A 20884-nucleotide genomic window follows, 5' to 3' on the forward strand; every position below is an offset into this window, starting at 1 on the left:
GGGCGCATTAAACCGTATTCACGCATGCCAGTCAATCAAATTTCCGGAAAAGCTGCTCAAACGCTTAATATTACGGCAATCTGTGCGTTTTTGCCTGAAGTTTGCACAAATTTCCCTGGTAATCCAGGTGGAAGGAGGCGCAACCATGGTGACATGAAGTTGCGTGCTAAGTACGGTGGTTTCTGCTGATTCCAGCTGCGTGGGTGCATGGCAAGACAGAGTGAATAACAGGGTATTTCGCACCACCGTGAAGATGGTGCGGTTTTAGCCGTGGCAGGAAAGGAATGCTCGTTTAGGTCAGCGCCCCGCCCATACGACACTGAGCAAAACGCAGGATATCTTCGGCCAGACGATGTGCTGTTTCTACATCAGCATGGCTGCGATTAACCAGCATGCGACTCAGGCAGCCCTCCAGCACCAGTTCCATCTGTTTGGCGACCATTGCCGGGTCATCAACTTCCAGCGTCGTCAGCAGCTCATGTGTGAAGTCATGTGCTGCCTTTTTCTGCTGATCGGCCAACTGATGGACAGGATGGCCTGGATCGGGGTAAAACGTGCAGGCAGCGATGAACAGGCAACCGGGATAGCGATTATTACTCACGCATTCTGACAGCGCGTTATAGCGTGCCAGTAGTTTCTGCTCAGCGCTCAGGGTGTCATCGAGCAAAAGCTGACGCCGCCAGATATCCACCCGTTGGCTGAGGTAACGCAAGGCATCGTACAGAATGGCCTCTTTATCAGGCCAGAAGCGTTGCAGTTCATCAAGTGGATAATTGACATGCTCTGCCACCATTTCCAGTGTGGTATTGGCTATCCCTTGAACCTCAAGTAATTTCAGGGCTTCTCCCAGGACATCTTCACGTTGCACGGTATTCTCCTCCGTATTTCCTTTTGCAAGTGTCGCTCACGGTTGGCGATCGCGCAAATGCGCACTAAAGGTCGCTGCATCCATAAAGCCCGTTACCCGCGCTTGCGGATGCTCTTTACCCTCGGCATCAAAGAACAAGATAGTCGGCAAACCTAAAACCTGTAGATGCTTCAGGAGAGCGACATCCTGGGCATTGTTTGCTGTCACATCCGCCTGCAATAGCACCGTGTTGCCTAGCGCTTGCTGAACCTGCGGATTACTGAACGTGTACTTTTCAAATTCCTTACAGGCTACACACCAGTCGGCATACAGGTCCAGCATGACTGGCCTGCCTTTAGCTTGCTCCAGTGCTTGATTTAACGCATATACCGATGCCACCGGCGTGAAGTTAAGGTGTGCCTGGGTTTGAGCATGTGGCGCGCCGAACGCCCAGTCTTGCAATGGACGCACACTTACCAGTGCGGCGGCTAACAGGACAATCTGCACGATACGCATCCAGCCTTGTTTTGCCTGCAGACTGGTGATGAACGCCCAGGCAAAGAATGCCACGCCAAGCAATGACCACAGGCGAATGCCCCACTCATCACCGATAACCCGCTCGAGTAGAAAGACGGGAAGCGCAAGGATGACGAAACCAAAAGCGGTCTTGACGTGTTCCATCCATGGGCCACTTTTTGGCAGCAGGCGGTTACCAAATACGGTAATCAGCATCAGGGGTAATCCCATCCCCAGTGCGTACAGATACAGCGTACCGCCTCCCAGCCACATATTCCCGCTCTGAGCGATATACAGCAAAATCGCGCTCAGTGGTGCCGTGGTGCAAGGGGAACAGATGAGGCCAGCAATCGCCCCCATCGCAAAGACGCTGCCCGGAGAACCGCCCTGCTGGCGGTTACTCATTAGCGTGAGACGTGTTTGCAGCGAGGAAGGTAGTTGCAGCGTAAACAGGCCAAACATCGACAGAGCCAGCAGCGTAAAGACAATGGCAAGCCCAATCAGTACATAGGGATGCTGTAGCGCGGCCTGGAACTGTAGCCCGGCAGCCGCAACGACCAGACCCAGAGCAGTGTAGGTGAGCGCCATTCCCTGCACGTAGATAAAGGTCAGCAGCAGTGCCCGTCCGGTTGATAAACGTTGCTTGCCACCCAGTACGATACCGGAAATCAGCGGATACATCGGCAGTACGCAAGGGGTAAAGGCAATGCCAATCCCGATCAGCAATGCCCACAGTGCGGAAAAGGGGAGCTGGGCGGCTGGCTGTGATTGTTCTTCCGGCGCGACTGTAACAGGCGTTGGTGCTGGCGTTGCATCTGTACGCGCCATGACTGCACTGAGAGGAACGGTTTTGGTTTCCGGCGGATAGCAAAACCCGGCATCGGCACAGCCCTGGTAAGTGACGGTCAGTGTTGCACCTGATGCGGCCTGATTGATGGTTACCGGAACGTTCAACTGCTTACGGTAAATTTCACTTTTGCCGTAAAACTCATCTTCATGCCAGACGCCTGGCGGTAGCTTTACCTCGGCAATATCAGCCTGAGACGGCGTAATGCTTATCTGTTTGCGGTACAGGTAGTAGCCGTCTTTTACCTGCCATGAGAGGTTCAGGTCATGTTGGTTTTGCTGAAAATCAAAAATAAATGCCCGGTCGGCAGGGACAAACTGCGAGCGGCCAGGCGAATCAAATAATCCGGCAAAAGTGGATGTGCTGCATAGCAGCAGGATCAGCGTAAGGATGCGTTGAGCCATGAGCGGTAATCAAAGTCTCCGTGAGTGACGGGTAAAACCAGAAGTTCAGGGGTTTGATACGGATGATGAGACTTCAGGCAATCGAGAAGCGCTTGCTGGTGCGTGACGGTGGTTTTTAAAATCATCTGGACTTCATATTCCTGCTCCAGTTTACCCTCCCAATAATAGAGAGACGTTGCTCCGGGCAGGAGAGTCACGCAGGCGGCCAGTTTTTCTGCCAGTACTTTGGCTGCCAGATCCTGGGCTGTTGCTTCATCCGGGGCGGTACAGAGCACCACAACGGTATCGGGGATGGAAATATCCTGACTCTTAACATCAAGCATAAACACCTCGAAAGAACAGAGTAACCAGCAAGAGAACGGTAACTATACAACGGACGAGGGAAGGATGTTAGTTAAAGCGAGGCGGGGAGGAACTGCGGGATGCCTAAGCACCCCGCAGGTAAAACTTACAGCATGAAGCTACCCAGCAAGAAGCCGAAGCAGACAGCCAGAACCACACCCAGAGTACCTGGGATGAAGAACGGATGGTTAAAGACGAATTTACCGATACGGGTAGTACCGGTGTCATCCATCTGAACCGCCGCAACCAGAGTTGGGTAGGTAGGCAGAATGAACAGACCAGAAACCGCAGCGAAAGACGCTACAGCGGTCAGTGGAGAAACGTTCAGTGCCAGAGCCATCGGCATCAGTGCTTTAGCTGTTGCAGCCTGAGAATACAGCAGAGCAGAAGCAAAGAAGAAGATGACGGCCAGCAGCCACGGATGACCCTGAATTACGCTACCTGCAGTATCTTTGATCCAGTCAATGTTGTGAGATACGAAGGTATCACCCAGCCATGCAACACCCAGGATACAAATACAGGCGCTCATACCTGCTTTAAAGGTGCTGGAGTTCAGGATGGAGTCAGTTTCAACGCGGCAGATGATTGTCGTCAGCGTCGCGATGCTCAGCATGATGATCAGAATGGCGTTGGTGGTGTTCATCAGCGGCTTAGCAACCAGCCCCAGGCTTGGGCTGTTGACGATCGCATAGACAACAACGCAAATTACGCCCAGCAGGAACAACCATACGGAGGTTTTCGCACCGGCTTTGATTTCAACTTGTCTTTCACCGCGCAGCTCAACCAAACCTTCTTCCAGACGCTTGCGATAAATCGGATCGTCAGACAGTTTGGAGTTGAACAGCATGGTGACCAGGAAGGACATCACCAGCACAGCCAGCAGGGTGGACGGAATGACCACGGACAGCAGGTGAATGTAGCTGATACCATGACCTTCCATTACGGAAGACATGTAAACCACGGCCGCAGAGATAGGTGATGCGGTAATCGCAATCTGTGCAGAAACCACAGCAGTAGAGAGCGGACGGCAAGGTTTGATCCCTTGCTCCTTCGCGACTTCAGCGATAACTGGCAGCGTTGCCAGAGAGATGTTGCCGGTACCCGCGAAGATAGTCAGGAAATAGGTCACGATCGGTGCAAGGATCGTGATGTATTTCGGGTTCTTACGCAGCAGTTTTTCAGTTTGATGGACCAGATAGTCCAGACCACCTGCAATCTGCATGGCAGAGATAGCAGCGATAACCGCCATGATAATGGAAATAACATCGAACGGAATATTACCCGGTTTTACGCCAATAGCGGCGAGAACCAGAACACCCAGCCCACCTGCAAATCCAATACCGATACCCCCAAGTCTGGCACCCAAAAAGATTGCCAGCAAAACGATGATAAGTTCTAAAACTATCATATTAGCCTTCCTTGTTGTTTAACAAGTTGATATTAAATTGTTGTTTTTAAGTAACTTGGTGCAAGAAAAAAGGCACGTCATCATGACGTGCCCTCTCTGGTACTACCCTACACGATTACTGTTCGCTTTCATCAGTATAACGTTTTGCTTTATAAGCCGGGTGCATCAGGTTCTGTGCAGAGAAGATATCGTCCAGTTCTGCCTCGGTCAACAGACCGCGCTCCAGGACAACTTCACGCACGCTCTTACCGGTTTCGGCACAAATTTTACCGACGATATCGCCGTTGTGGTGACCGATGAACGGGTTGAGGTAGGTGACGATACCGATGGAGTTATAAACGAATGCTTCACACACTTCTTTGTTAGCAGTGATGCCGCTAACGCATTTTTCCAGCAGGTTGTAGCAAGCGTTGCTCAGAATGTGGATAGATTCGAACATTGCCTGGCCGATAACCGGTTCCATTACGTTCAGCTGCAGCTGACCTGCTTCAGATGCCATGGTAACAGTGACGTCGTTACCGATGACTTTAAAGCACACCTGGTTTACCACTTCTGGAACAACCGGGTTCACTTTTGCTGGCATAATGGAAGAGCCCGCCTGCAGTTCCGGCAGGTTGATCTCATTCAGGCCGGCACGTGGGCCAGAGGAGAGCAAACGCAGGTCGTTACAGATTTTGGACATTTTCACAGCCAGACGTTTCAGTGCACCGTGCACCATAACGTATGCGCCGCAGTCGGAGGTGGCTTCAATCAGGTCTTCTGCCGGAACGCAGGCGAAACCGGTCACTTCAGCCAGTTTTTGCACTGCCAGCGGAGAGTACTCTTTCGGTGTGTTCAGACCCGTACCGATTGCAGTTGCGCCGAGGTTAACTTCCAGCAGCAGCTCAGCGGTACGGCCAATGTTTTTCACTTCTTCTTTCAACAGTACGCTGAAAGCACGGAATTCCTGACCGAGGGTCATCGGTACAGCATCCTGCAGCTGGGTACGACCCATTTTCAGGATGTCCTGGAATTCAACAGCTTTTTGCTCGAAGCCTTCACGCAGCTGGTTCAGAGCATCAATCAGTTTGATGATGGATGCGTAAACAGCGATACGGAAACCGGTCGGGTAAGCGTCGTTGGTAGACTGACATTTGTTGACGTGGTCGTTCGGGTTCAGGTACTGATATTCACCCTTCTGGTGACCCATCAGTTCCAGACCGATATTGGCCAGCACTTCGTTGGTGTTCATGTTGACGGAGGTACCCGCACCACCCTGGTAAACATCTACCGGGAACTGATCCATGCATTTTCCGTTATTCAGGACTTCATCACACGCCGCGATGATGGCATTTGCCACGCTCTTAGGAATAGTTTGCAGCTCTTTGTTAGCCAGTGCCGCTGCCTTTTTAACCATTACCATGCCGCGAACAAATTCAGGAATGTCACTGATTTTGTTGTTGCTAATGTAGAAGTTTTCAATCGCTCTCAGAGTGTGAACACCATAGTAAGCGTCCGCTGGAACTTCCCTGGTACCCAACAAGTCTTCTTCGATACGAATGTTGTTTAACATGTGAACCTTCTTTTTCAAGCTGCCAATGATTTGACTAAACACACAGGATATATGTGATTTCGATTGTTTCTCGACCGACGATTATCCCCTGCATCGGTCTGATACCCGAGATCATATGCTGGTTCAGGATTTCTACCGTAATCTGGATCACTTAAAACGTGGAATTTACCCCTTATTTATTATTCTGTGAAATAGATCACCCCTTTAGGATTAACACCAAATATTAGTGTACAAGCAGCTTGAAATTTTGCTAATCACCACAATATTTGAGTGATGCAAGTCACACAATTTTCGAACAGTTGTTGGTGAAAACGACTGTTTTCAACAGGAGAGCCCTTTGCGCTGGATACCATTACTTGCCATTTTTCTCTATGTTTACATAGAGATATCTATTTTTATCCAGGTTGCCCATGTGCTGGGTGTCCTGATGACCCTGATTTTGGTTATTTTTACCTCGGTTATCGGTATGTCTCTGGTTCGTAACCAAGGATTTAAGAACTTTTTACTGATGCAACAGAAAATGGCAGCAGGTGAAAGTCCGGCTGCAGAAATGATCAAGAGCGTGTCGCTGATTATCGCCGGCTTGCTGTTGGTGTTGCCTGGGTTCTTCACCGATTTCCTCGGTCTTCTTCTTTTATTACCCCCAGTGCAGAAACATTTGACCATGAAGTTACTGCCGCATTTGCGTTTTTCGCGTATGCCAGGAGGTGGTTTTGCGGGTGGCACGACCAGCGGACAGACATTTGATGGTGAATATCAGCGTAAGGACGAACAGCGCGACCGTCTGGAGCATGACGCAGATGATAAAGATAAGCGCTAAATTGCCCTAATCAGAGCTCGTTTGTTCACTAATGATATGTTTTTATTTTGTTGTTTCTAAAGTAAATTTAATATTTTCCTCTGTACTTGCGGTAAGCTTTTACCGCGAGCGCAGGAGGACGATGCTCTCCATGCACACGAACACCGTTTGTGGCATTTTCTCCCTTGTGGTGTTGAAAAAGCAGGGTGGTTAATCAAAAAATGAACGTTCTGCGGCGATGTCGGTACACTAACCTGCACTGGCGCGAGCGGATCGCGCTACCTCGCACAAGTGAAGGCTATAAGTATTAATGCGCGACCACTGCCGGCGGCACCCATTTTCCATTCAGCACTTCCTTCGCTGGCCAGTAGGCGCGGATATACAGCGAAAAGTTCTCTTCTTTTGGCGATGGCAGCCAGTTGTGTTCTCGCGTTTTATCTGGTGCTTCAGCCTGGATATACAGCGTCAGCGAGCCGTCTTTGTTGTACTTGAAGTCTGGCGTTTTGGTGCCGACAGAGTAGCGGTTGATGCTGTTCTGCACGAAAAAATGGTGGCTATTGTACAGCGTTAGCGACCAGAAGCCGTTCACCGGTATTTTCCCTTGCGGCAGGGTGATGGTGTAGCTTTTATCACCGTGCAGAGCCTTACCGTCATCACTGGTGTCAAGATAGAAATATTTTGTCTCGTTATTCTTATTCACCAGAATATTGGATCTGGCGACGGCGGTGCGGGTGTAATAGTCACTACCAAATTCCGCACCATTATTTATGGTGGACCAGTTATGCGGTAGCTTAATACCGAAGTTGCTAAAACGCAGCAGCGGGGAAACCAGCTCGTCTTCCGCTTTTTTCGCTCCATCAATCATCACGCTACGTGTTGCCGGATTGCTTTTTGCCAGCGAGGTTAAATAGGCCATCTGCTGATACATGATCTCTTCACCGGGGCGAGGTTTCGCATCGGCCAGCAAAGCAGGTAATTCATCAAAGAATTTCTCCGGATTCACCCACTGGTTTTCGCTTTGTTGGTGCTCTTCGCTGCCCGGCGATTTTATAATCGGTAATGTGCTCCAGTCGTGCGTTTTCATCTTGCCAGTGAATTCCGATAGCGGGTAAGCATCAATATTTGAAATAACGGAGCGGACGATTTGTTTGTCTTCCGGCGAGTTGTTCTGGAATACTCGCGGAATCAGCATGCCGGTATTGGTGGTGGCGCGGAAAACCTTGCTGATGCCCGCAGGGACTTTGCCTTTCCAGCCCGGGCCGACTAACAGATAGAAGCCCGGCCTGGTGCCATATTGTTTCCCTAGCTCCGCAAAGCTATCGGTGCGGAGATCAACGGCTTGATAAACCCAGAAACGGTCGCCAAAGTCGGGCACCTGCACCACCACCGGATCTTTATCCAATGCCAGTGCTAAGCCGCCATAAACCACATCCTGATTCGGGCAGGCGACATGGCGTTCCATGGGATCTATATAATCGGAAAGCATTGAGAGACGGTTAAGCGGGGAGACCGGGAGAATGCCGTCCAGTAGGGACGGTTGCGGAATTTTAGAAAACGCGACGCGGCGATTATAGATATTGGCCATAGGCCAGCCCCAGAAATAGGCATTGCGCGCCAGTAAACGGACATAGGCTTCACTGACGGCTTGGGGACCTTTCTCTGCAATGGGCGCAGTTTTTTTCGCAGCATCAGTAGTCGAGGCATAAGCGCTAAGCGCCAGCAGCGCAATAACCGCTGGCCGGAATATAAATCGGCGTTGCATGAATAACTCCTTTTATATGTTTAATGAATGGTTTTATTTACTGATTGTTTTTTCTCTCTGAGAAAAAATAGAATTGACGGCTATATGATAAGATGATGGCGTGAGTGGAGTGTTGTTTGATTATTAATGCGGAAACGCTGAGAGTATTTATTGTAATATTATTGATGTGAATGTTTTTTATATTATAGACGATACAGTGAATAAGGTTGCAGGACGGTAACCCGTCCGCAATGACCATTATCTGACGTGCGTTTAAACGACAGCCGTTTTTCTCCCTGGCAAAAATAGCCACAGCGCTGCCAGCATCACGATGGCATACAGACTCTTCCAGCCGACCATCGCCAGCAGCAGTAGGCACAGTAGCCCCCCCACTATCGCCAGTACGCGATAGTGCCTTTTTAGCAATCGGCACCCTGCCAGCATGCACAGCAGATAAATCATAATAAAGATGCCGTTAGCGTAGACGATTAACGCGTCGAGATTGATTTGCAGCATATAGATGCACAAGGTACTGATGACGCAGCAACCCAATACCGCGTTTAGCGCATTACCCGGAAGATGGCGAGGGGACAGGCGAGCCAGATAGCTCTCCGGTTTATATTGTGCTTGCGACCACACCAGACGGGCGAAACTTTGGATATAAATGTTCAGGCTGGCAAAGCAGGCCAGATAACCAATGATGCAGGCAACCCACAGGGCCTGAACGCCAAACAGTTGGACGACGATTTCAGGCAGCGATGCCGCCGCCGCCATCTGTTCACCGTAGGCATCAAAATGTAGTACAACGACGGTACATGCCCAGTACACGGAGCCGGCCAGTAGCAGGCCAATCATCAGGGCGCGCGGGAAGTCCCGTTCCGGATTTTTGAATTCAGAGGCCAGGTGTGCGAATGCTTCAAGGCCAACAAAGCACCAGAACATCACCGACAACGCGGCAAAAAGCCCGGGAAGCTCAATCTTGTCGATGGCAGGAAAGGGGATCTCACTCGGTTTCAGCTCGCCAGCCCACCAGATGGCGACAATCAGCGCGACGATCAGTCCGGCAATCACCGTTTGCAGGTTAGCGCTGGAGCTGGCACCCCGCGAGCCGATGTACCAGACCAATACCAGCGTGCCAAGCTCTGCCAACAGAAGCTGCCAACCATGCCAGCCAAACATCGCCTGGCCAAATCCGGCGGCGATGTGCAATGCCGCAGGTAATCCCACTGGAATTACCGATAAAAAAAGCCATCCGGTAACGCGCTCAAGCCGTGAGCCAAAGGCCATGCCGACAAAATGCGCTACGCCGCCTGCGCTGGGAAAATGGCGACCGAGTACGGCAAAGACAATCGCCACCGGAAAGACTAAAACGATCAGCACCGGCCATGCCCACAGGCTGTTGTTGCCAGCAACCAGCGCGGCCAGCGCGGGGACGGCGAAAACGCCTGTACCTAACAATGATGTCGACAACAGGCCAACGCCTTGAGCCAGTCCCAGCTCTTGTTTTAGTCCGCTCATAAGTTGTTATCCGGTTATGCCCGTGTACCGGGCTACAGCGCAGATTTTCGATGGTATCACAATAGGATTTGCTTATGACGACGTAGCTGAAATCGTTATGAAATGTGAGGCGCGTCGGTGTTTTGACGGGATTTTCTGCTGATAAAAATTTTTTTTCGCTTGCCCCCTTGAAGGCACAAAAGCCCATCCCCATCTCTCTGGTCACTAGCCGGGATACCGTTTACGGGCCGGCGTCACCCATAACTGATAAAGACTTTCTCAAAGGAGAGCTATCAATGAGTATTCGTCCGTTACATGATCGTGTGATCGTCAAACGTAAAGAAGTTGAATCCAAATCTGCTGGTGGCATCGTACTGACCGGTTCCGCAGCAGGTAAATCAACTCGTGGCGAAATCATCGCTGTCGGTAAGGGTCGCATCCTGGACAACGGTTCTGTACAGCCGCTGGACGTGAAAGTCGGCGATATCGTCATTTTCAACGATGGCTACGGTGTTAAATCTGAGAAGATCGACAATGAAGAAGTGTTGATCATGTCCGAAAGCGACATCCTGGCAATCGTTGAAGCCTAATCCGCGAACGACACTGAACATACGAATTTAAGGGAAAGAGAAAATGGCAGCTAAAGACGTAAAATTCGGTAACGACGCTCGTGTGAAAATGCTGCGCGGCGTGAATGTACTGGCAGATGCAGTGAAAGTTACCCTCGGTCCAAAAGGCCGTAACGTAGTTCTGGATAAATCTTTCGGTGCACCGACCATCACTAAAGATGGTGTTTCCGTAGCCCGTGAAATCGAACTGGAAGACAAGTTCGAAAACATGGGTGCGCAGATGGTGAAAGAAGTTGCCTCTAAAGCGAACGACGCTGCAGGCGACGGTACCACCACCGCAACCGTACTGGCTCAGTCCATCATCACTGAAGGCCTGAAAGCCGTTGCTGCGGGCATGAACCCGATGGATCTGAAACGTGGTATCGACAAAGCTGTCGCTGCTGCAGTTGAAGAACTGAAAGCACTGTCCGTACCGTGCTCCGACTCTAAAGCTATTGCTCAGGTTGGTACCATCTCCGCTAACTCCGACGAAACCGTAGGTAAACTGATCGCTGAAGCGATGGACAAAGTCGGTAAAGAAGGCGTGATCACCGTTGAAGACGGTACCGGTCTGCAGGACGAACTGGACGTGGTTGAAGGTATGCAGTTTGACCGCGGTTACCTGTCTCCTTACTTCATCAACAAGCCGGAAACTGGCGCAGTAGAACTGGAAACGCCGTTCATCCTGCTGGCTGACAAAAAAATCTCCAACATCCGCGAAATGCTGCCGGTTCTGGAAGCCGTTGCTAAAGCAGGTAAACCGCTGCTGATCATCGCTGAAGATGTTGAAGGCGAAGCGCTGGCGACTCTGGTTGTTAACACCATGCGTGGCATCGTTAAAGTGGCTGCAGTTAAAGCGCCTGGCTTCGGCGACCGTCGCAAAGCAATGCTGCAGGATATCGCAACCCTGACTGGCGGTACCGTCATCTCTGAAGAGATCGGTATGGAGCTGGAAAAAGCGACCCTGGAAGATCTGGGTCAGGCGAAACGTGTTGTTATCAACAAAGACACCACCACCATCATCGATGGCGTGGGTGAAGAAGCGGCAATCCAGGGTCGTGTGACTCAGATTCGTCAGCAGATCGAAGAAGCAACTTCGGATTACGACCGTGAAAAACTGCAGGAGCGCGTAGCGAAACTGGCTGGCGGTGTTGCGGTGATCAAAGTCGGTGCTGCAACCGAAGTTGAAATGAAAGAGAAGAAAGCTCGCGTTGAAGATGCCCTGCACGCGACCCGTGCTGCGGTAGAAGAAGGCGTGGTTGCTGGTGGTGGTGTAGCACTGATCCGCGTAGCATCCAAAATTGCTGGCCTGAAAGGTCAGAACGAAGACCAGAACGTGGGTATCAAAGTTGCGCTGCGCGCAATGGAATCTCCGCTGCGTCAAATCGTTCTGAACTGCGGCGAAGAGCCGTCTGTTGTTGCTAACACCGTGAAAGCGGGCGACGGTAACTACGGTTACAACGCTGCAACTGAAGAATACGGCAACATGATCGATATGGGTATCCTGGACCCGACCAAAGTAACCCGTTCTGCTCTGCAGTACGCGGCTTCTGTTGCGGGCCTGATGATCACTACCGAGTGCATGGTTACCGACCTGCCGAAAGGCGATACGCCTGACTTAGGTGCTGCCGGTATGGGCGGTATGGGTGGAATGGGCGGTATGATGTAATTGCCTACACCCTGCATCCTTCAGGCTGCAGATGCGTTGGCTGCGTTTGCTAACCCCAGTCACTTACTTGAGTAAGCTCCTGGGGATTAACAAACTGGCCGCCTTCCTGCAACCAGAATGATTTGGGTGCTCATCTCCCAGAATTGAGAAACCCTCGGGCAGAAATGTCCGGGGGTTTTTCTTTTGGTCATCTTTTTAGTATATGATTCAGCTACGGACATAAGGTCCAACTAATTGATTATGGGGAATGACATGCACGTGAAATATTTAGCAGGGATCGTTGGTGCCGCGCTACTGATGGCGGGTTGTAGCTCCAGCAACGAACTGAGTTCAGCCGGACAAAGCGTTCGCTTTGTTGAAGATAAGCCAGGCGCTGAGTGCCAACTGATCGGCACTGCGACCGGTAAACAGAGCAACTGGCTTTCTGGCCAGCATGGCGAAGAGGGGGGCTCCATGCGTGGCGCGGCGAACGATCTGCGTAACCAGGCCGCTGCAATGGGCGGTAACGTGATTTATGGCGTCAGTAGCCCGTCACAGGGAATGCTGTCCAGCTTTGTCCCGACCGCCAGCGAGATGATTGGTCAGGTTTATAAGTGCCCAAATTGATAAACGCTGTTGATGCCGGATGGCGACGCTGAAGCGTCTTATCCGGCCTACGATCATGTGTACGTAGGCCTGATAAGCGCAGCGCCATCAGGCATTCTGAGTTTTTTGCGCAGACTGAACACGTAAATGATGCAGCGCGCGCAGGCACTGATCCTGATTGAGCTTTTGCGCCTTATCATCCGTCAACGTTCTGACAAACACCTGGCACGGTACACCGACAAGTTTTTTCAGCCGCGGGCTGAAGTCGAGAAGACGGCGAGTAATGGCTTCGGCTTCTTTACTGCCGGAAGGCGCGCGGGTTTTTACTACCGAACCACAAAACTGAGCATTCCCTTTTTCATCCTTATAGCGGTAAATAATCGCCAGATAATGATTAAACAGATTATGCTTCCATTCGGGTTGTGTATAAGAATCGAATTCCAGATTGTCGTTTTGCTGGCAATCCACATCGTACAGCGGCAGGAAATCTAGCAACGATGTAATTCGTAGCGCTAAATCCCGCATGCCAGCATTATTTATTGCATGAATAATAGCGTGAGCCAACACTTGAATCTGTAATTCATTAACCAGTAATTCATCTGTTTTCCCGTCATGCAGCGTCAGAGAAAATGCTAAGTTTTCCCCTTTATCATCGACTAACATCAGTGAATTTATGCGACGGTTAATATCTGCATTTTTCAGTTCATCTTCCTGAATTAATGGAATGTTTTCGAGCATCTTTTTGCTGACTTTCTCGCATTCTTTCTCATATTGTACACGCTCGCCTTCGCCTGGTTGATGTTTGTCAGATAGCCTGCTTTCCAGAGCAATAAGCAAGTCTCTTAGCCCAAGCGGAGAAAGAAAAAACAACGACTCCTTATTTCTTGGTTCTTTTATCTTTAATGCCAACGTAATGAATTCATTATTTTGACGAATGACACCGGCATTAACGCCATTAATACTTATGGCCATAAAAGGTTCTCCCTAACCATATATTTATTAATATTCTGTATTTGAAGCTATTGATAAAATTTACAAATGAATGATTTTATAGCGCTAATTAAAATAGCACAGATTAAAAGTGTGACTCTACTTGTGGAGATTTAAATAATAATTAATCGTGGTGAGTGTCCGGAATCGGACACTCAATAATGGTTATTGTTGGCGTAATTGCAAATCCAACGGCGTTTTACTTGGCTCACCGCCAATTTCGCGCGCCAGTTTTGGGACCATATAACCTGAAATCAGCGTCAGCAGCTCGCGCATGATTTTCCGCGCCTCATCGTCACTCACCATAAAGTGAGCGGCTCCCTGCACTTTATCCAAAACATGCAGGTAATAGGGCATTACGCCCGCATCAAACAGTGCATTGCTCAGGTTTGCCAGCGTTTGTGCGTTGTCGTTCACGCCACGTAGCAGGACGCTTTGGTTAAGCAATGTGACACCCACTTTACGCAAGCTGGCCATCGCCTGACGAAATGTCTCATCAATTTCGTTCGCGTGGTTAATGTGATTCACCAGCAAAATTTGTAGAGAAGATCGCGCAAAACGATCGACTAATCCTTCAGTAATGCGAGCCGGGATCACAATTGGCAAGCGGCTGTGAATTCGCAGACGCTTAAGGTGTGAAATGGTCTCCAGTTGCGTGAGCAACCAGTCAAGCTCGTGGTCCTTAGCCATGAGGGGATCGCCACCGGAGAAAATAATCTCATCCAGCTCAGGGTGCGCGGCGATGTAATCTAACGCGACCTGCCAGTTACGTTTATTCCCCTGGTTCTCGGCATACGGGAAGTGGCGACGAAAGCAATAGCGGCAGTTTACCGCACATCCGCCTTTTACCAGCAGCAACGCCCGGTTGCGATATTTGTGCAGCAATCCAGGCACGACGCTGTGCTGCTCTTCCAGTGGATCGGTAGAGAATCCGGGGGCGGCAACGAACTCATCCTGCGAGGTAAGCACCTGACGCAGTAGCGGATCGTTGGGGTTGCCTTTCTCCATGCGTGCGATAAACGATCGCGGCACGCGAAGGGCAAAAAGACGTTTTGCCTCACGACCAGCGAGCAAGTTTTCATCAGCGTCTATATTCAAAAGACGTAATAGTTCATCCGGATCGGTGAGAACATCGGCAAGTTGTACTAACCAATCTTCTCTGGATGGGGTGTTTAGGGTTACAATATGCGCCATTTTGTGGCTTAGCTACCAGTTAACAATTTCAGAGGGCCTTATGGCGACTTACTATAGCAACGATTTTCGTGCCGGTCTTAAAATCATGATGGATGGCGAACCTTATGCGGTTGAAGCCAGTGAATTCGTTAAACCGGGTAAAGGCCAGGCATTTGCACGCGTTAAGCTGCGCCGCCTGCTGACCGGTACTCGTGTAGAGAAAACCTTCAAATCCACCGACTCCGCAGAAGGCGCAGACGTTGTCGATATGAACCTGACTTACCTGTACAACGACGGTGAGTTCTACCATTTCATGAACAACTCCACTTTCGAACAGCTGGCTGCTGACGCGAAAGCGGTAGGTGATAGCGCTAAATGGCTGCTGGATCAGGCTGAGTGCATCGTGACCCTGTGGAACGGTCAGCCAATCTCCGTGACCCCGCCGAACTTCGTTGAGCTGGAAATCATTGAAACTGACCCAGGTCTGAAAGGTGACACTGCAGGTACGGGTGGTAAACCAGCGACGCTGTCCACCGGTGCTGTGGTTAAAGTTCCGCTGTTCGTACAGATCGGCGAAGTCATCAAAGTGGATACCCGCTCTGGCGAATACGTATCCCGCGTGAAGTAATAGCCTTCATCATTCAGGCTGCATCAGGCGGCCTGAATGATTTTGCGTATTTTTAAGATATTGGTGCAGGTTGCTGCGCCATACTTTTCCAGGGCAGGAATGATGAAACGTCTTCTCGGTCTTGTAATGCTTATCCTTTTCACCAGCACCCTCCTGGCGGGCTGTAATACGGCGCGCGGCTTTGGTGAAGATATCAAACATCTTGGTAATTCAATTTCTCACGCTGCCAGCTAGTCCCCTCATATTGTCTTAAAAACGGTCGTTTATCCGTCACCTCCCCGGATCTTGTCTATTATTAAGTAGCTATACACAAACAATATTGGCTAGAAAAGGAAGACGTTATGGTTAAGAAGACAATTGCTGCGATCTTTTCTGTGTTGGTACTTTCTTCCGTATTAACGGCGTGTAATACGACGCGAGGCGTAGGTCAGGATATTTCTGAGGGCGGTAGTGCCATTTCTGGCGCAGCGACAAAGGCTCAGCAATAACTATGAACGGTACGGCGCACCGTCGTACCGTTAATTCATCTTCTCAGGTAGAGAGAGAAACGGTGAAAAGCGATTCCCCAGGTGCAGCTTCATACGGATATTTCGCTTATAGGTGTATACCGTCTTACCATGAATGCAGAGCGCGGCGGCTATTGCATTGTTATCAACGCCATCCATCCACAACGACAGTACCTTCTCTTCCTGTGGCGTAAGCAGCGGTGTGGCATTTTTAGGTGTATCTAATACGGGGCGGATCTGTAGTGCATTCTGGATCGTGCGCGAAAGATCATGCAACGCGATGTGTTTGGACAATGTCGAGTGAACGGCAGAGTGAGGGGGATCGATTGGGTTATGCGATCGGTCGCCTGATTGTAGTAAAATCAGCGGGATGGCGCCGCAGCTCATAAAAAATGGTGCGATGGGGGGGCTGGAGTGAATATCGCTGAGAAAACTATATAAATCTGCGATTACCAGATGTGGCTTCCACTGCAAAATATGCTCTTTAGCCAACATCAGATTATTAATCCCTGACACCAGAAATGAAGAGTTGAACATACCAGAATGATTAAGCAAGGCCTCTATCCCTGTGCGGGTGAAGTGGCACCGGTCAATCACTAAAATTTTAAGCATAAACCTTTCGCATTCAGAAGAGGATCCAATGGCTCTCTGAGTTCAGAAAGCTCTTCATCATAGAGAAGTCCAATGTGAGCCAAATGCGGGAACTACGCCTCTAATTGGGCTTAATTCTTGCTTTAAGTAAGCAATGAATAAAAAGGTTGAAATTCATTTTCTCCCGGGCAAAAATGCCATTTCATACATCCGCTTTGCGGGACGACCTGCAAACGCATCTTTCACCCGGGGACGGCCCCATAGTGTTCTGGAGCCTGTTATGTCCTGGATCGTTTTACTTATCGCGGGCCTGCTTGAAGTTGTCTGGGCGATTGGTCTGAAATATACCCACGGTTTTACCCGTTTAACGCCAAGTATCATCACCATTGTGGCGATGATCGTCAGTATCGCTATGCTATCCTGGGCGATGAGAACGCTGCCGGTTGGTACGGCTTATGCCGTCTGGACCGGGATTGGCGCGGTAGGGGCAGCCATTACCGGCATTCTGCTACTGGGTGAATCAGCCAGCCCGGCGCGCCTGCTCAGCCTGGGGTTGATTGTTGCCGGCATTATTGGCCTGAAGCTCAGCACCCACTAAGCGCCGGGTTGTTTTACCCAAATCAACTTGTTCACTTCAAACCCCTCCCGGGTCGCGACTGCCAGCATCTGCTGTTTCATCTCATCTGAAATCGTTGGGGTGCGAGAGAGGATCCACAGATAGTCGCGATCCGGGCCACAGACCAGCGCATGGCGATATTCCCGGTCGAGAGCAATCACGTTATACCCACCATAGAAGGGACCGAAGAACGAGACCTTAAGAGCCGCCCGGCCGGGATCGCCGGTGAAATAGGCTTTGCCTTCCGTTTTTTGCCACATGCCTCGGTCCGGGTTGTAGCCTTTGTTGATGACGTTGATCCCACCGTCATCGCGCAAGCTATAGGTTGCAGTAACTTTATCCAACCCACGTTCAAAGCGGTGGTCGAACCGCGCGATCTCATACCAGGTGCCAAGATAACGTTTGGCATCAAAGTTGTTTACAACAGTAACGCCTTTGGGCGGCGTAGGTGAACTGCAAGCCACTACCAGAAATGCAGCCGTGACTGCAGCAACGACAGGCAGAATGCGCATGGGATATTCCTTGCTGTATTTTTGTTAAGTGTAGATGACAGCAGGAAAAGACGTGGAAGAAAGGAGGCCCGACGGATCGGACCTCAACGCCGGTTACTGCAGTTTTTCAAGGATGCGCCAGGCCGCGTCGACGCGAGCTGGATTCGGGTAGCTTTTATTTGCCAGCATCACGATGCCCAGATTTTTCTCCGGAATAAAAGCCACATAACTACCAAATCCGCCAGTCGAACCTGTTTTATGTACCCAGGAGGCTTTTACTGCGGGGGCAGGTGGGTTTACCTCAACGGCCGGAAGCGCCGCCAGAGCGATTTTACTGTCGCTGCCGTTGATAATCGTGTCTGCTTTTACCGGCCAGTTCAGCATTTCCCAGCCTAAGCCCTGGTACATCTCACCAATGCGCCAGTAACGTGACTGTGCGAGCCGGATGCCCTGCTGCAGGGTTTTCTCCGGTACGTGGCTGGCGTCCATATTGGCCTGAACCCAGCGTGCCATATCCATAATGCTGGATTTTACACCATACGCTTCGGCATCAAGCTGGCCCGGCGAAACATGTACGGGCTTACCATCGCGATAGCCCCAGGCATAATCCTGTTGCTCGTTCTGCGGAACGGTAATCCAGGTGTGTGCGAGTTTTAATGGCTGCAGGACGCGTCTGGTCATCGCCTCTTCGTAGCTCATTCCTGAGGGTTTCACCGCCAGTGCGCCAAACAGACCAATGCTGGAGTTAGCATAGAGACGTTTAGCGCCTGGGGCCCACTGAGGTTGCCAGTTTTGATAAAAGTGCAGCAATGCGGTTTTATCCGTCACCTCGTCGGGGATCTGAAGCGGCAGGCCACCTGCCGTGTATGTGGCTAAGTGCAGCAGGTTGATACCCTGCCACTGTTTGCCTGTCAGTTCTGGCCAGTATTTCGTGACCGGATCGCTGAGCTTAATTTCACCGCGGGCGATCGCATCGCCGCCCAGCACGCCATTGAAGGTCTTACTGACTGAACCGAGCTCAAACAGCGTATTCTGTGTGACCGGGCGATTATTGGCGATATCAGCTTTACCCCAGGTAAAGTAATACGGTTTTCCCTGGTAGATAACGGCCACAGCCATACCAGGAATGGCCTGTTCTTTCATCAGCGGTGTGATGGTGCGGTTAACGATATCGGCAATGTGTTGTTCTGTCTTTGAGGCGGCAAACGTGGAGAAAGAGGCGGCCAGCAGCAGCGCGCAGCATAACGATTTTTTCATCATGAAATCATTTCCGTAATAAAAAGCGAAAGGGTGTCCGGGCCCATCAGACGCGACCAGTGTGTTTGATTTGCACTGTGTTGACAAACGGTTAAATTTAGCAGCAGATATAAGTTTTTCTAACAGGCAAGATGATGACGCGTAGCTATATCCCCCTTAATTCTCTGCGGGCTTTTGAAGCGGCCGCCAGGCATCTCAGCTTTACCCGCGCAGCAATTGAGCTGAATGTAACGCATTCTGCTATCAGCCAGCATGTGAAAGCGTTGGAGCAACAGCTGAATTGTCAGCTCTTTATTCGCGTTTCACGAGGCCTGATGCTCACGACAGAAGGTGAAAGTCTGTTACCTGTACTTAATGATTCCTTCGATCGTATGGCGACGATGTTAGACCGTTTTGCCGGTAACCAGGCTCAGGAAAAACTGAAAATTGGTGTGGTGGGCACTTTTGCGGTGGGGTGCCTTTTCCCACGTCTACACGATTTTAAACGGGGCTATCCGCATATCGATTTACAGCTTTCCACGCATAATAACCGTGTTGATCCCGCCGCCGAAGGCCTGGATTATACCATTCGCTATGGTGGTGGAGCCTGGCACGATACCGATGCGCAATATTTATGTAGCGCGCTGATGTCTCCACTTTGTTCACCCGATCTGGCCTCTCAGATTCAGACGCCTGCAGATATCCTGAAATTTCCGCTATTACGATCGTATCGTCGTGATGAATGGGCGCTGTGGATGCAGGCGGCCGGAGAGGCTCCCCCTTCACCAACGCACAATGTGGTCGTGTTTGACTCGTCCGTCACGATGCTTGAAGCGGCGCAGGCAGGGCTGGGGGTGGCGATTGCTCCCGTCAGAATGTTCACGCATTTGCTGAACAGTGAGCGTATCGTACAACCGTTTTTAACGCAGATTGATTTGGGAAGTTACTGGATTACGCGATTGCAATCCCGTCCGGAGACACCTGCGATGCGTGATTTTTCCCGCTGGTTGACCAGCGTTGTGCACAAATAATAAGGCCCGCCAGTGGCGGGCCTAATCGGTAGCAACTGCGATTAGATAGTCAGAATGCCAATCGCTGTTACAACGGTCAGGATAGCAGCCAGGCCGTAGAATACCCATTTGCCAGCAGGCACGTGGATTTTCAGGTCATGCATAGCGTGGTGCATACGGTGTAAACCGCACCACAGCGGCAGAACGATCATCAGGAACAGAAATGCGCGTCCGATGAAGCTCTGGGCAAATGCCATAATGCGCTCATAGCTCAGCGCATCGCCCGGGAACAGACCCAGCGGCAGCATAATACCAACCAGCAGAACCACTACCGGCGCAATGATTGCGCCCCACATACCACCTGCACCAAACAGACCCCAGAATACAGGTTCGTCAGAGCGTTTTGGATTTGGATTAATCATCCCGGACTCCTTACCAGTACAGGGCTACATACAGTATGACTACGGTCACAACCGCAGTAACTACCCAGAGACCTTTGATGATCGGCTCTGGCCCCATTTTTTCGTCTTTTACGATGATGTTGGCGGCTTTCGGCGCCAGTTCAAACCAGGTTTTGGTATGCAGCAGCGCTGCAGCCAGAACAACCAGGTTGAGGATGACCACCACCGGGTTTTGCAAAAAGCCGACAAAGCCCATCCAGGACTCAGCACCATGCTTCAGAGCAAACAGGCCGAAAATCAGTTCAATACTGAACCAGACTGCCGGAACTGCCGTGCCTTCGCGCAGCATGTAAAAGCGATAAAATGGCAGCTTTTTCCACCAGGTGGACGTCATCGGCCGCACATAGGGTTTGCGTTTAGTCGTCAT

General features: G+C 50.6%; 24 protein-coding genes. 10 read left to right on the forward strand and 14 right to left on the reverse strand.

Features of this window, described 5'->3' with window-relative positions; translation table 11 throughout:
• Nucleotides 1-189: hypothetical protein (locus tag HV261_RS27560; RefSeq protein ID WP_220472518.1), on the forward strand; the 189-nt coding region annotated here is incomplete at its 5' end.
• 103 nt (nucleotides 190-292) lie between these two features.
• Here HV261_RS27560 and HV261_RS27275 read toward each other — a convergent pair.
• From HV261_RS27275 to aspA, 5 genes are all read right to left on the reverse strand, one after another.
• Nucleotides 293-868: a transcriptional regulator gene (locus HV261_RS27275; protein WP_101743244.1), complete on the reverse strand. Its 576-nt coding sequence runs from the start codon at nucleotides 866-868 to the stop codon at nucleotides 293-295.
• Nucleotides 869-904: 36 nt separating this feature from the next.
• Nucleotides 905-2614 (reverse strand): protein-disulfide reductase DsbD, encoded by a 1710-nt coding sequence (locus HV261_RS27280; RefSeq protein WP_202039890.1) that lies wholly within the window; start codon nucleotides 2612-2614, stop codon nucleotides 905-907.
• Complete coding sequence (cutA, locus tag HV261_RS27285) at nucleotides 2590-2937, reverse strand: divalent cation tolerance protein CutA (RefSeq protein ID WP_003025447.1); 348 nt, start codon at nucleotides 2935-2937, stop codon at nucleotides 2590-2592. Before cutA ends, HV261_RS27280 begins: the two co-directional genes overlap by 25 nt.
• A 125-nt stretch (nucleotides 2938-3062) precedes the next feature.
• Nucleotides 3063-4364, reverse strand: a complete 1302-nt coding sequence (dcuA, locus tag HV261_RS27290; RefSeq protein ID WP_038636462.1) for an anaerobic C4-dicarboxylate transporter DcuA — start codon at nucleotides 4362-4364, stop codon at nucleotides 3063-3065.
• A gap of 115 nt (nucleotides 4365-4479) precedes the next feature.
• The gene (gene aspA / locus HV261_RS27295) at nucleotides 4480-5916 is read right to left on the reverse strand and encodes an aspartate ammonia-lyase (RefSeq protein WP_048212919.1); all 1437 of its coding nucleotides are present in this window, start codon (nucleotides 5914-5916) and stop codon (nucleotides 4480-4482) included.
• 337 nt (nucleotides 5917-6253) lie between these two features.
• Between aspA and HV261_RS27300 the strand changes: the two genes are divergently transcribed.
• Nucleotides 6254-6736, forward strand: coding sequence for an FxsA family protein (locus HV261_RS27300; RefSeq protein WP_202039891.1), 483 nt, complete (start codon nucleotides 6254-6256; stop codon nucleotides 6734-6736).
• 286 nt (nucleotides 6737-7022) lie between these two features.
• Here the strand turns inward: HV261_RS27300 and HV261_RS27305 are convergent, their stop codons facing one another.
• Nucleotides 7023-8477, reverse strand: coding sequence for a DUF1254 domain-containing protein (locus HV261_RS27305; RefSeq protein WP_202039892.1), 1455 nt, complete (start codon nucleotides 8475-8477; stop codon nucleotides 7023-7025).
• Between the two features lie 252 nt (nucleotides 8478-8729).
• Entirely contained in the window at nucleotides 8730-9974 is a 1245-nt protein-coding gene (yjeH, locus tag HV261_RS27310) for an L-methionine/branched-chain amino acid transporter (RefSeq protein WP_202039893.1), read from the reverse strand.
• A gap of 275 nt (nucleotides 9975-10249) precedes the next feature.
• Here yjeH and HV261_RS27315 point away from each other — a divergent pair, with 275 nt between their 5' ends.
• From HV261_RS27315 to HV261_RS27325, 3 genes are all read left to right on the forward strand, one after another.
• On the forward strand, nucleotides 10250-10543 hold the full coding sequence (locus HV261_RS27315; protein ID WP_005120976.1) for a co-chaperone GroES: 294 nt from the start codon (nucleotides 10250-10252) through the stop codon (nucleotides 10541-10543).
• Nucleotides 10544-10586: 43 nt separating this feature from the next.
• Entirely contained in the window at nucleotides 10587-12230 is a 1644-nt protein-coding gene (gene groL, locus HV261_RS27320; protein ID WP_202039894.1) for a chaperonin GroEL, read from the forward strand.
• A gap of 252 nt (nucleotides 12231-12482) precedes the next feature.
• Nucleotides 12483-12836 (forward strand): DUF4156 domain-containing protein, encoded by a 354-nt coding sequence (locus HV261_RS27325; protein ID WP_003025468.1) that lies wholly within the window; start codon nucleotides 12483-12485, stop codon nucleotides 12834-12836.
• Nucleotides 12837-12923: 87 nt separating this feature from the next.
• On the opposite strand, the gene yjeJ is transcribed toward HV261_RS27325, so the two are convergent.
• Nucleotides 12924-13787 carry a YjeJ family protein gene (gene yjeJ, locus HV261_RS27330; protein WP_202039895.1) on the reverse strand — a complete coding sequence of 288 codons (864 nt, stop codon included), beginning with the start codon at nucleotides 13785-13787 and terminating at the stop codon, nucleotides 12924-12926.
• A gap of 183 nt (nucleotides 13788-13970) precedes the next feature.
• Nucleotides 13971-14999 (reverse strand): EF-P beta-lysylation protein EpmB, encoded by a 1029-nt coding sequence (gene epmB, locus HV261_RS27335; RefSeq protein WP_202039896.1) that lies wholly within the window; start codon nucleotides 14997-14999, stop codon nucleotides 13971-13973.
• A 40-nt stretch (nucleotides 15000-15039) separates the two neighbouring features.
• On the opposite strand from epmB, the gene efp reads away from it, so the two are divergent.
• The 3 genes from efp (at nucleotide 15040) to ecnB (ending at nucleotide 16094) form a co-directional block, all read left to right on the forward strand.
• Nucleotides 15040-15606: an elongation factor P gene (efp, locus tag HV261_RS27340; protein WP_005120972.1), complete on the forward strand. Its 567-nt coding sequence runs from the start codon at nucleotides 15040-15042 to the stop codon at nucleotides 15604-15606.
• 99 nt (nucleotides 15607-15705) lie between these two features.
• On the forward strand, nucleotides 15706-15840 hold the full coding sequence (gene ecnA / locus HV261_RS27345) for a lipoprotein antitoxin entericidin A (RefSeq protein ID WP_040232999.1): 135 nt from the start codon (nucleotides 15706-15708) through the stop codon (nucleotides 15838-15840).
• A gap of 107 nt (nucleotides 15841-15947) precedes the next feature.
• The gene (gene ecnB, locus HV261_RS27350; protein ID WP_003025482.1) at nucleotides 15948-16094 is read left to right on the forward strand and encodes a lipoprotein toxin entericidin B; all 147 of its coding nucleotides are present in this window, start codon (nucleotides 15948-15950) and stop codon (nucleotides 16092-16094) included.
• A 30-nt stretch (nucleotides 16095-16124) separates the two neighbouring features.
• Here ecnB and HV261_RS27355 read toward each other — a convergent pair whose 3' ends face one another.
• On the reverse strand, nucleotides 16125-16724 hold the full coding sequence (locus HV261_RS27355) for a LuxR C-terminal-related transcriptional regulator (RefSeq protein WP_202039897.1): 600 nt from the start codon (nucleotides 16722-16724) through the stop codon (nucleotides 16125-16127).
• 259 nt (nucleotides 16725-16983) lie between these two features.
• On the opposite strand from HV261_RS27355, the gene sugE reads away from it, so the two are divergent.
• Nucleotides 16984-17301, forward strand: coding sequence for a quaternary ammonium compound efflux SMR transporter SugE (sugE, locus tag HV261_RS27360; RefSeq protein WP_016151397.1), 318 nt, complete (start codon nucleotides 16984-16986; stop codon nucleotides 17299-17301).
• On the opposite strand, the gene HV261_RS27365 is transcribed toward sugE, so the two are convergent.
• Nucleotides 17298-17831 carry a lipocalin family protein gene (locus HV261_RS27365; protein ID WP_202039898.1) on the reverse strand — a complete coding sequence of 178 codons (534 nt, stop codon included), beginning with the start codon at nucleotides 17829-17831 and terminating at the stop codon, nucleotides 17298-17300. The genes sugE and HV261_RS27365 overlap by 4 nt on opposite strands.
• 93 nt (nucleotides 17832-17924) lie before the next feature.
• Nucleotides 17925-19070 carry a CMY-2 family class C beta-lactamase gene (blaCMY, locus tag HV261_RS27370; protein WP_202039899.1) on the reverse strand — a complete coding sequence of 382 codons (1146 nt, stop codon included), beginning with the start codon at nucleotides 19068-19070 and terminating at the stop codon, nucleotides 17925-17927.
• A 131-nt stretch (nucleotides 19071-19201) separates the two neighbouring features.
• On the opposite strand from blaCMY, the gene ampR reads away from it, so the two are divergent.
• Nucleotides 19202-20077, forward strand: coding sequence for a LysR family transcriptional regulator AmpR (ampR, locus tag HV261_RS27375; protein WP_202039907.1), 876 nt, complete (start codon nucleotides 19202-19204; stop codon nucleotides 20075-20077).
• Nucleotides 20078-20118: 41 nt separating this feature from the next.
• Here the strand turns inward: ampR and frdD are convergent, their stop codons facing one another.
• Both frdD and frdC read right to left on the reverse strand, forming a co-directional pair.
• A complete protein-coding gene (frdD, locus tag HV261_RS27380; protein WP_048212909.1) occupies nucleotides 20119-20478 on the reverse strand; it encodes a fumarate reductase subunit FrdD in 360 nt (119 codons plus the stop codon).
• A 10-nt stretch (nucleotides 20479-20488) separates the two neighbouring features.
• Complete coding sequence (gene frdC, locus HV261_RS27385; RefSeq protein ID WP_048212908.1) at nucleotides 20489-20884, reverse strand: fumarate reductase subunit FrdC; 396 nt, start codon at nucleotides 20882-20884, stop codon at nucleotides 20489-20491.

This window comes from Citrobacter sp. RHBSTW-00671, from assembly GCF_014103415.1.
In the GTDB taxonomy this organism is placed as follows: Bacteria; Pseudomonadota; Gammaproteobacteria; order Enterobacterales; family Enterobacteriaceae; genus Citrobacter.

Excerpts from the sequence above, each read along its gene's own strand:
- frdD (WP_048212909.1), bottom strand. The coding sequence starts at position 20,478 with ATGATTAATCCAAATCCAAAACGCTCTGACGAACCTGTATTCTGGGGT.
- blaCMY (WP_202039899.1), bottom strand. The coding sequence starts at position 19,070 with ATGATGAAAAAATCGTTATGCTGCGCGCTGCTGCTGGCCGCCTCTTTC.
- ampR (WP_202039907.1), top strand. The coding sequence starts at position 19,202 with ATGACGCGTAGCTATATCCCCCTTAATTCTCTGCGGGCTTTTGAAGCG.
- efp (WP_005120972.1), top strand. The coding sequence starts at position 15,040 with ATGGCGACTTACTATAGCAACGATTTTCGTGCCGGTCTTAAAATCATG.
- HV261_RS27325 (WP_003025468.1), top strand. The coding sequence starts at position 12,483 with ATGCACGTGAAATATTTAGCAGGGATCGTTGGTGCCGCGCTACTGATG.
- HV261_RS27365 (WP_202039898.1), bottom strand. The coding sequence starts at position 17,831 with ATGCGCATTCTGCCTGTCGTTGCTGCAGTCACGGCTGCATTTCTGGTA.
- ecnA (WP_040232999.1), top strand. The coding sequence starts at position 15,706 with ATGATGAAACGTCTTCTCGGTCTTGTAATGCTTATCCTTTTCACCAGC.
- yjeH (WP_202039893.1), bottom strand. The coding sequence starts at position 9,974 with ATGAGCGGACTAAAACAAGAGCTGGGACTGGCTCAAGGCGTTGGCCTG.
- groL (WP_202039894.1), top strand. The coding sequence starts at position 10,587 with ATGGCAGCTAAAGACGTAAAATTCGGTAACGACGCTCGTGTGAAAATG.
- dcuA (WP_038636462.1), bottom strand. The coding sequence starts at position 4,364 with ATGATAGTTTTAGAACTTATCATCGTTTTGCTGGCAATCTTTTTGGGT.
- frdC (WP_048212908.1), bottom strand. The coding sequence starts at position 20,884 with ATGACGACTAAACGCAAACCCTATGTGCGGCCGATGACGTCCACCTGG.
- HV261_RS27315 (WP_005120976.1), top strand. The coding sequence starts at position 10,250 with ATGAGTATTCGTCCGTTACATGATCGTGTGATCGTCAAACGTAAAGAA.
- HV261_RS27280 (WP_202039890.1), bottom strand. The coding sequence starts at position 2,614 with ATGGCTCAACGCATCCTTACGCTGATCCTGCTGCTATGCAGCACATCC.
- sugE (WP_016151397.1), top strand. The coding sequence starts at position 16,984 with ATGTCCTGGATCGTTTTACTTATCGCGGGCCTGCTTGAAGTTGTCTGG.
- yjeJ (WP_202039895.1), bottom strand. The coding sequence starts at position 13,787 with ATGGCCATAAGTATTAATGGCGTTAATGCCGGTGTCATTCGTCAAAAT.
- HV261_RS27355 (WP_202039897.1), bottom strand. The coding sequence starts at position 16,724 with ATGCTTAAAATTTTAGTGATTGACCGGTGCCACTTCACCCGCACAGGG.
- cutA (WP_003025447.1), bottom strand. The coding sequence starts at position 2,937 with ATGCTTGATGTTAAGAGTCAGGATATTTCCATCCCCGATACCGTTGTG.
- aspA (WP_048212919.1), bottom strand. The coding sequence starts at position 5,916 with ATGTTAAACAACATTCGTATCGAAGAAGACTTGTTGGGTACCAGGGAA.
- epmB (WP_202039896.1), bottom strand. The coding sequence starts at position 14,999 with ATGGCGCATATTGTAACCCTAAACACCCCATCCAGAGAAGATTGGTTA.
- ecnB (WP_003025482.1), top strand. The coding sequence starts at position 15,948 with ATGGTTAAGAAGACAATTGCTGCGATCTTTTCTGTGTTGGTACTTTCT.
- HV261_RS27305 (WP_202039892.1), bottom strand. The coding sequence starts at position 8,477 with ATGCAACGCCGATTTATATTCCGGCCAGCGGTTATTGCGCTGCTGGCG.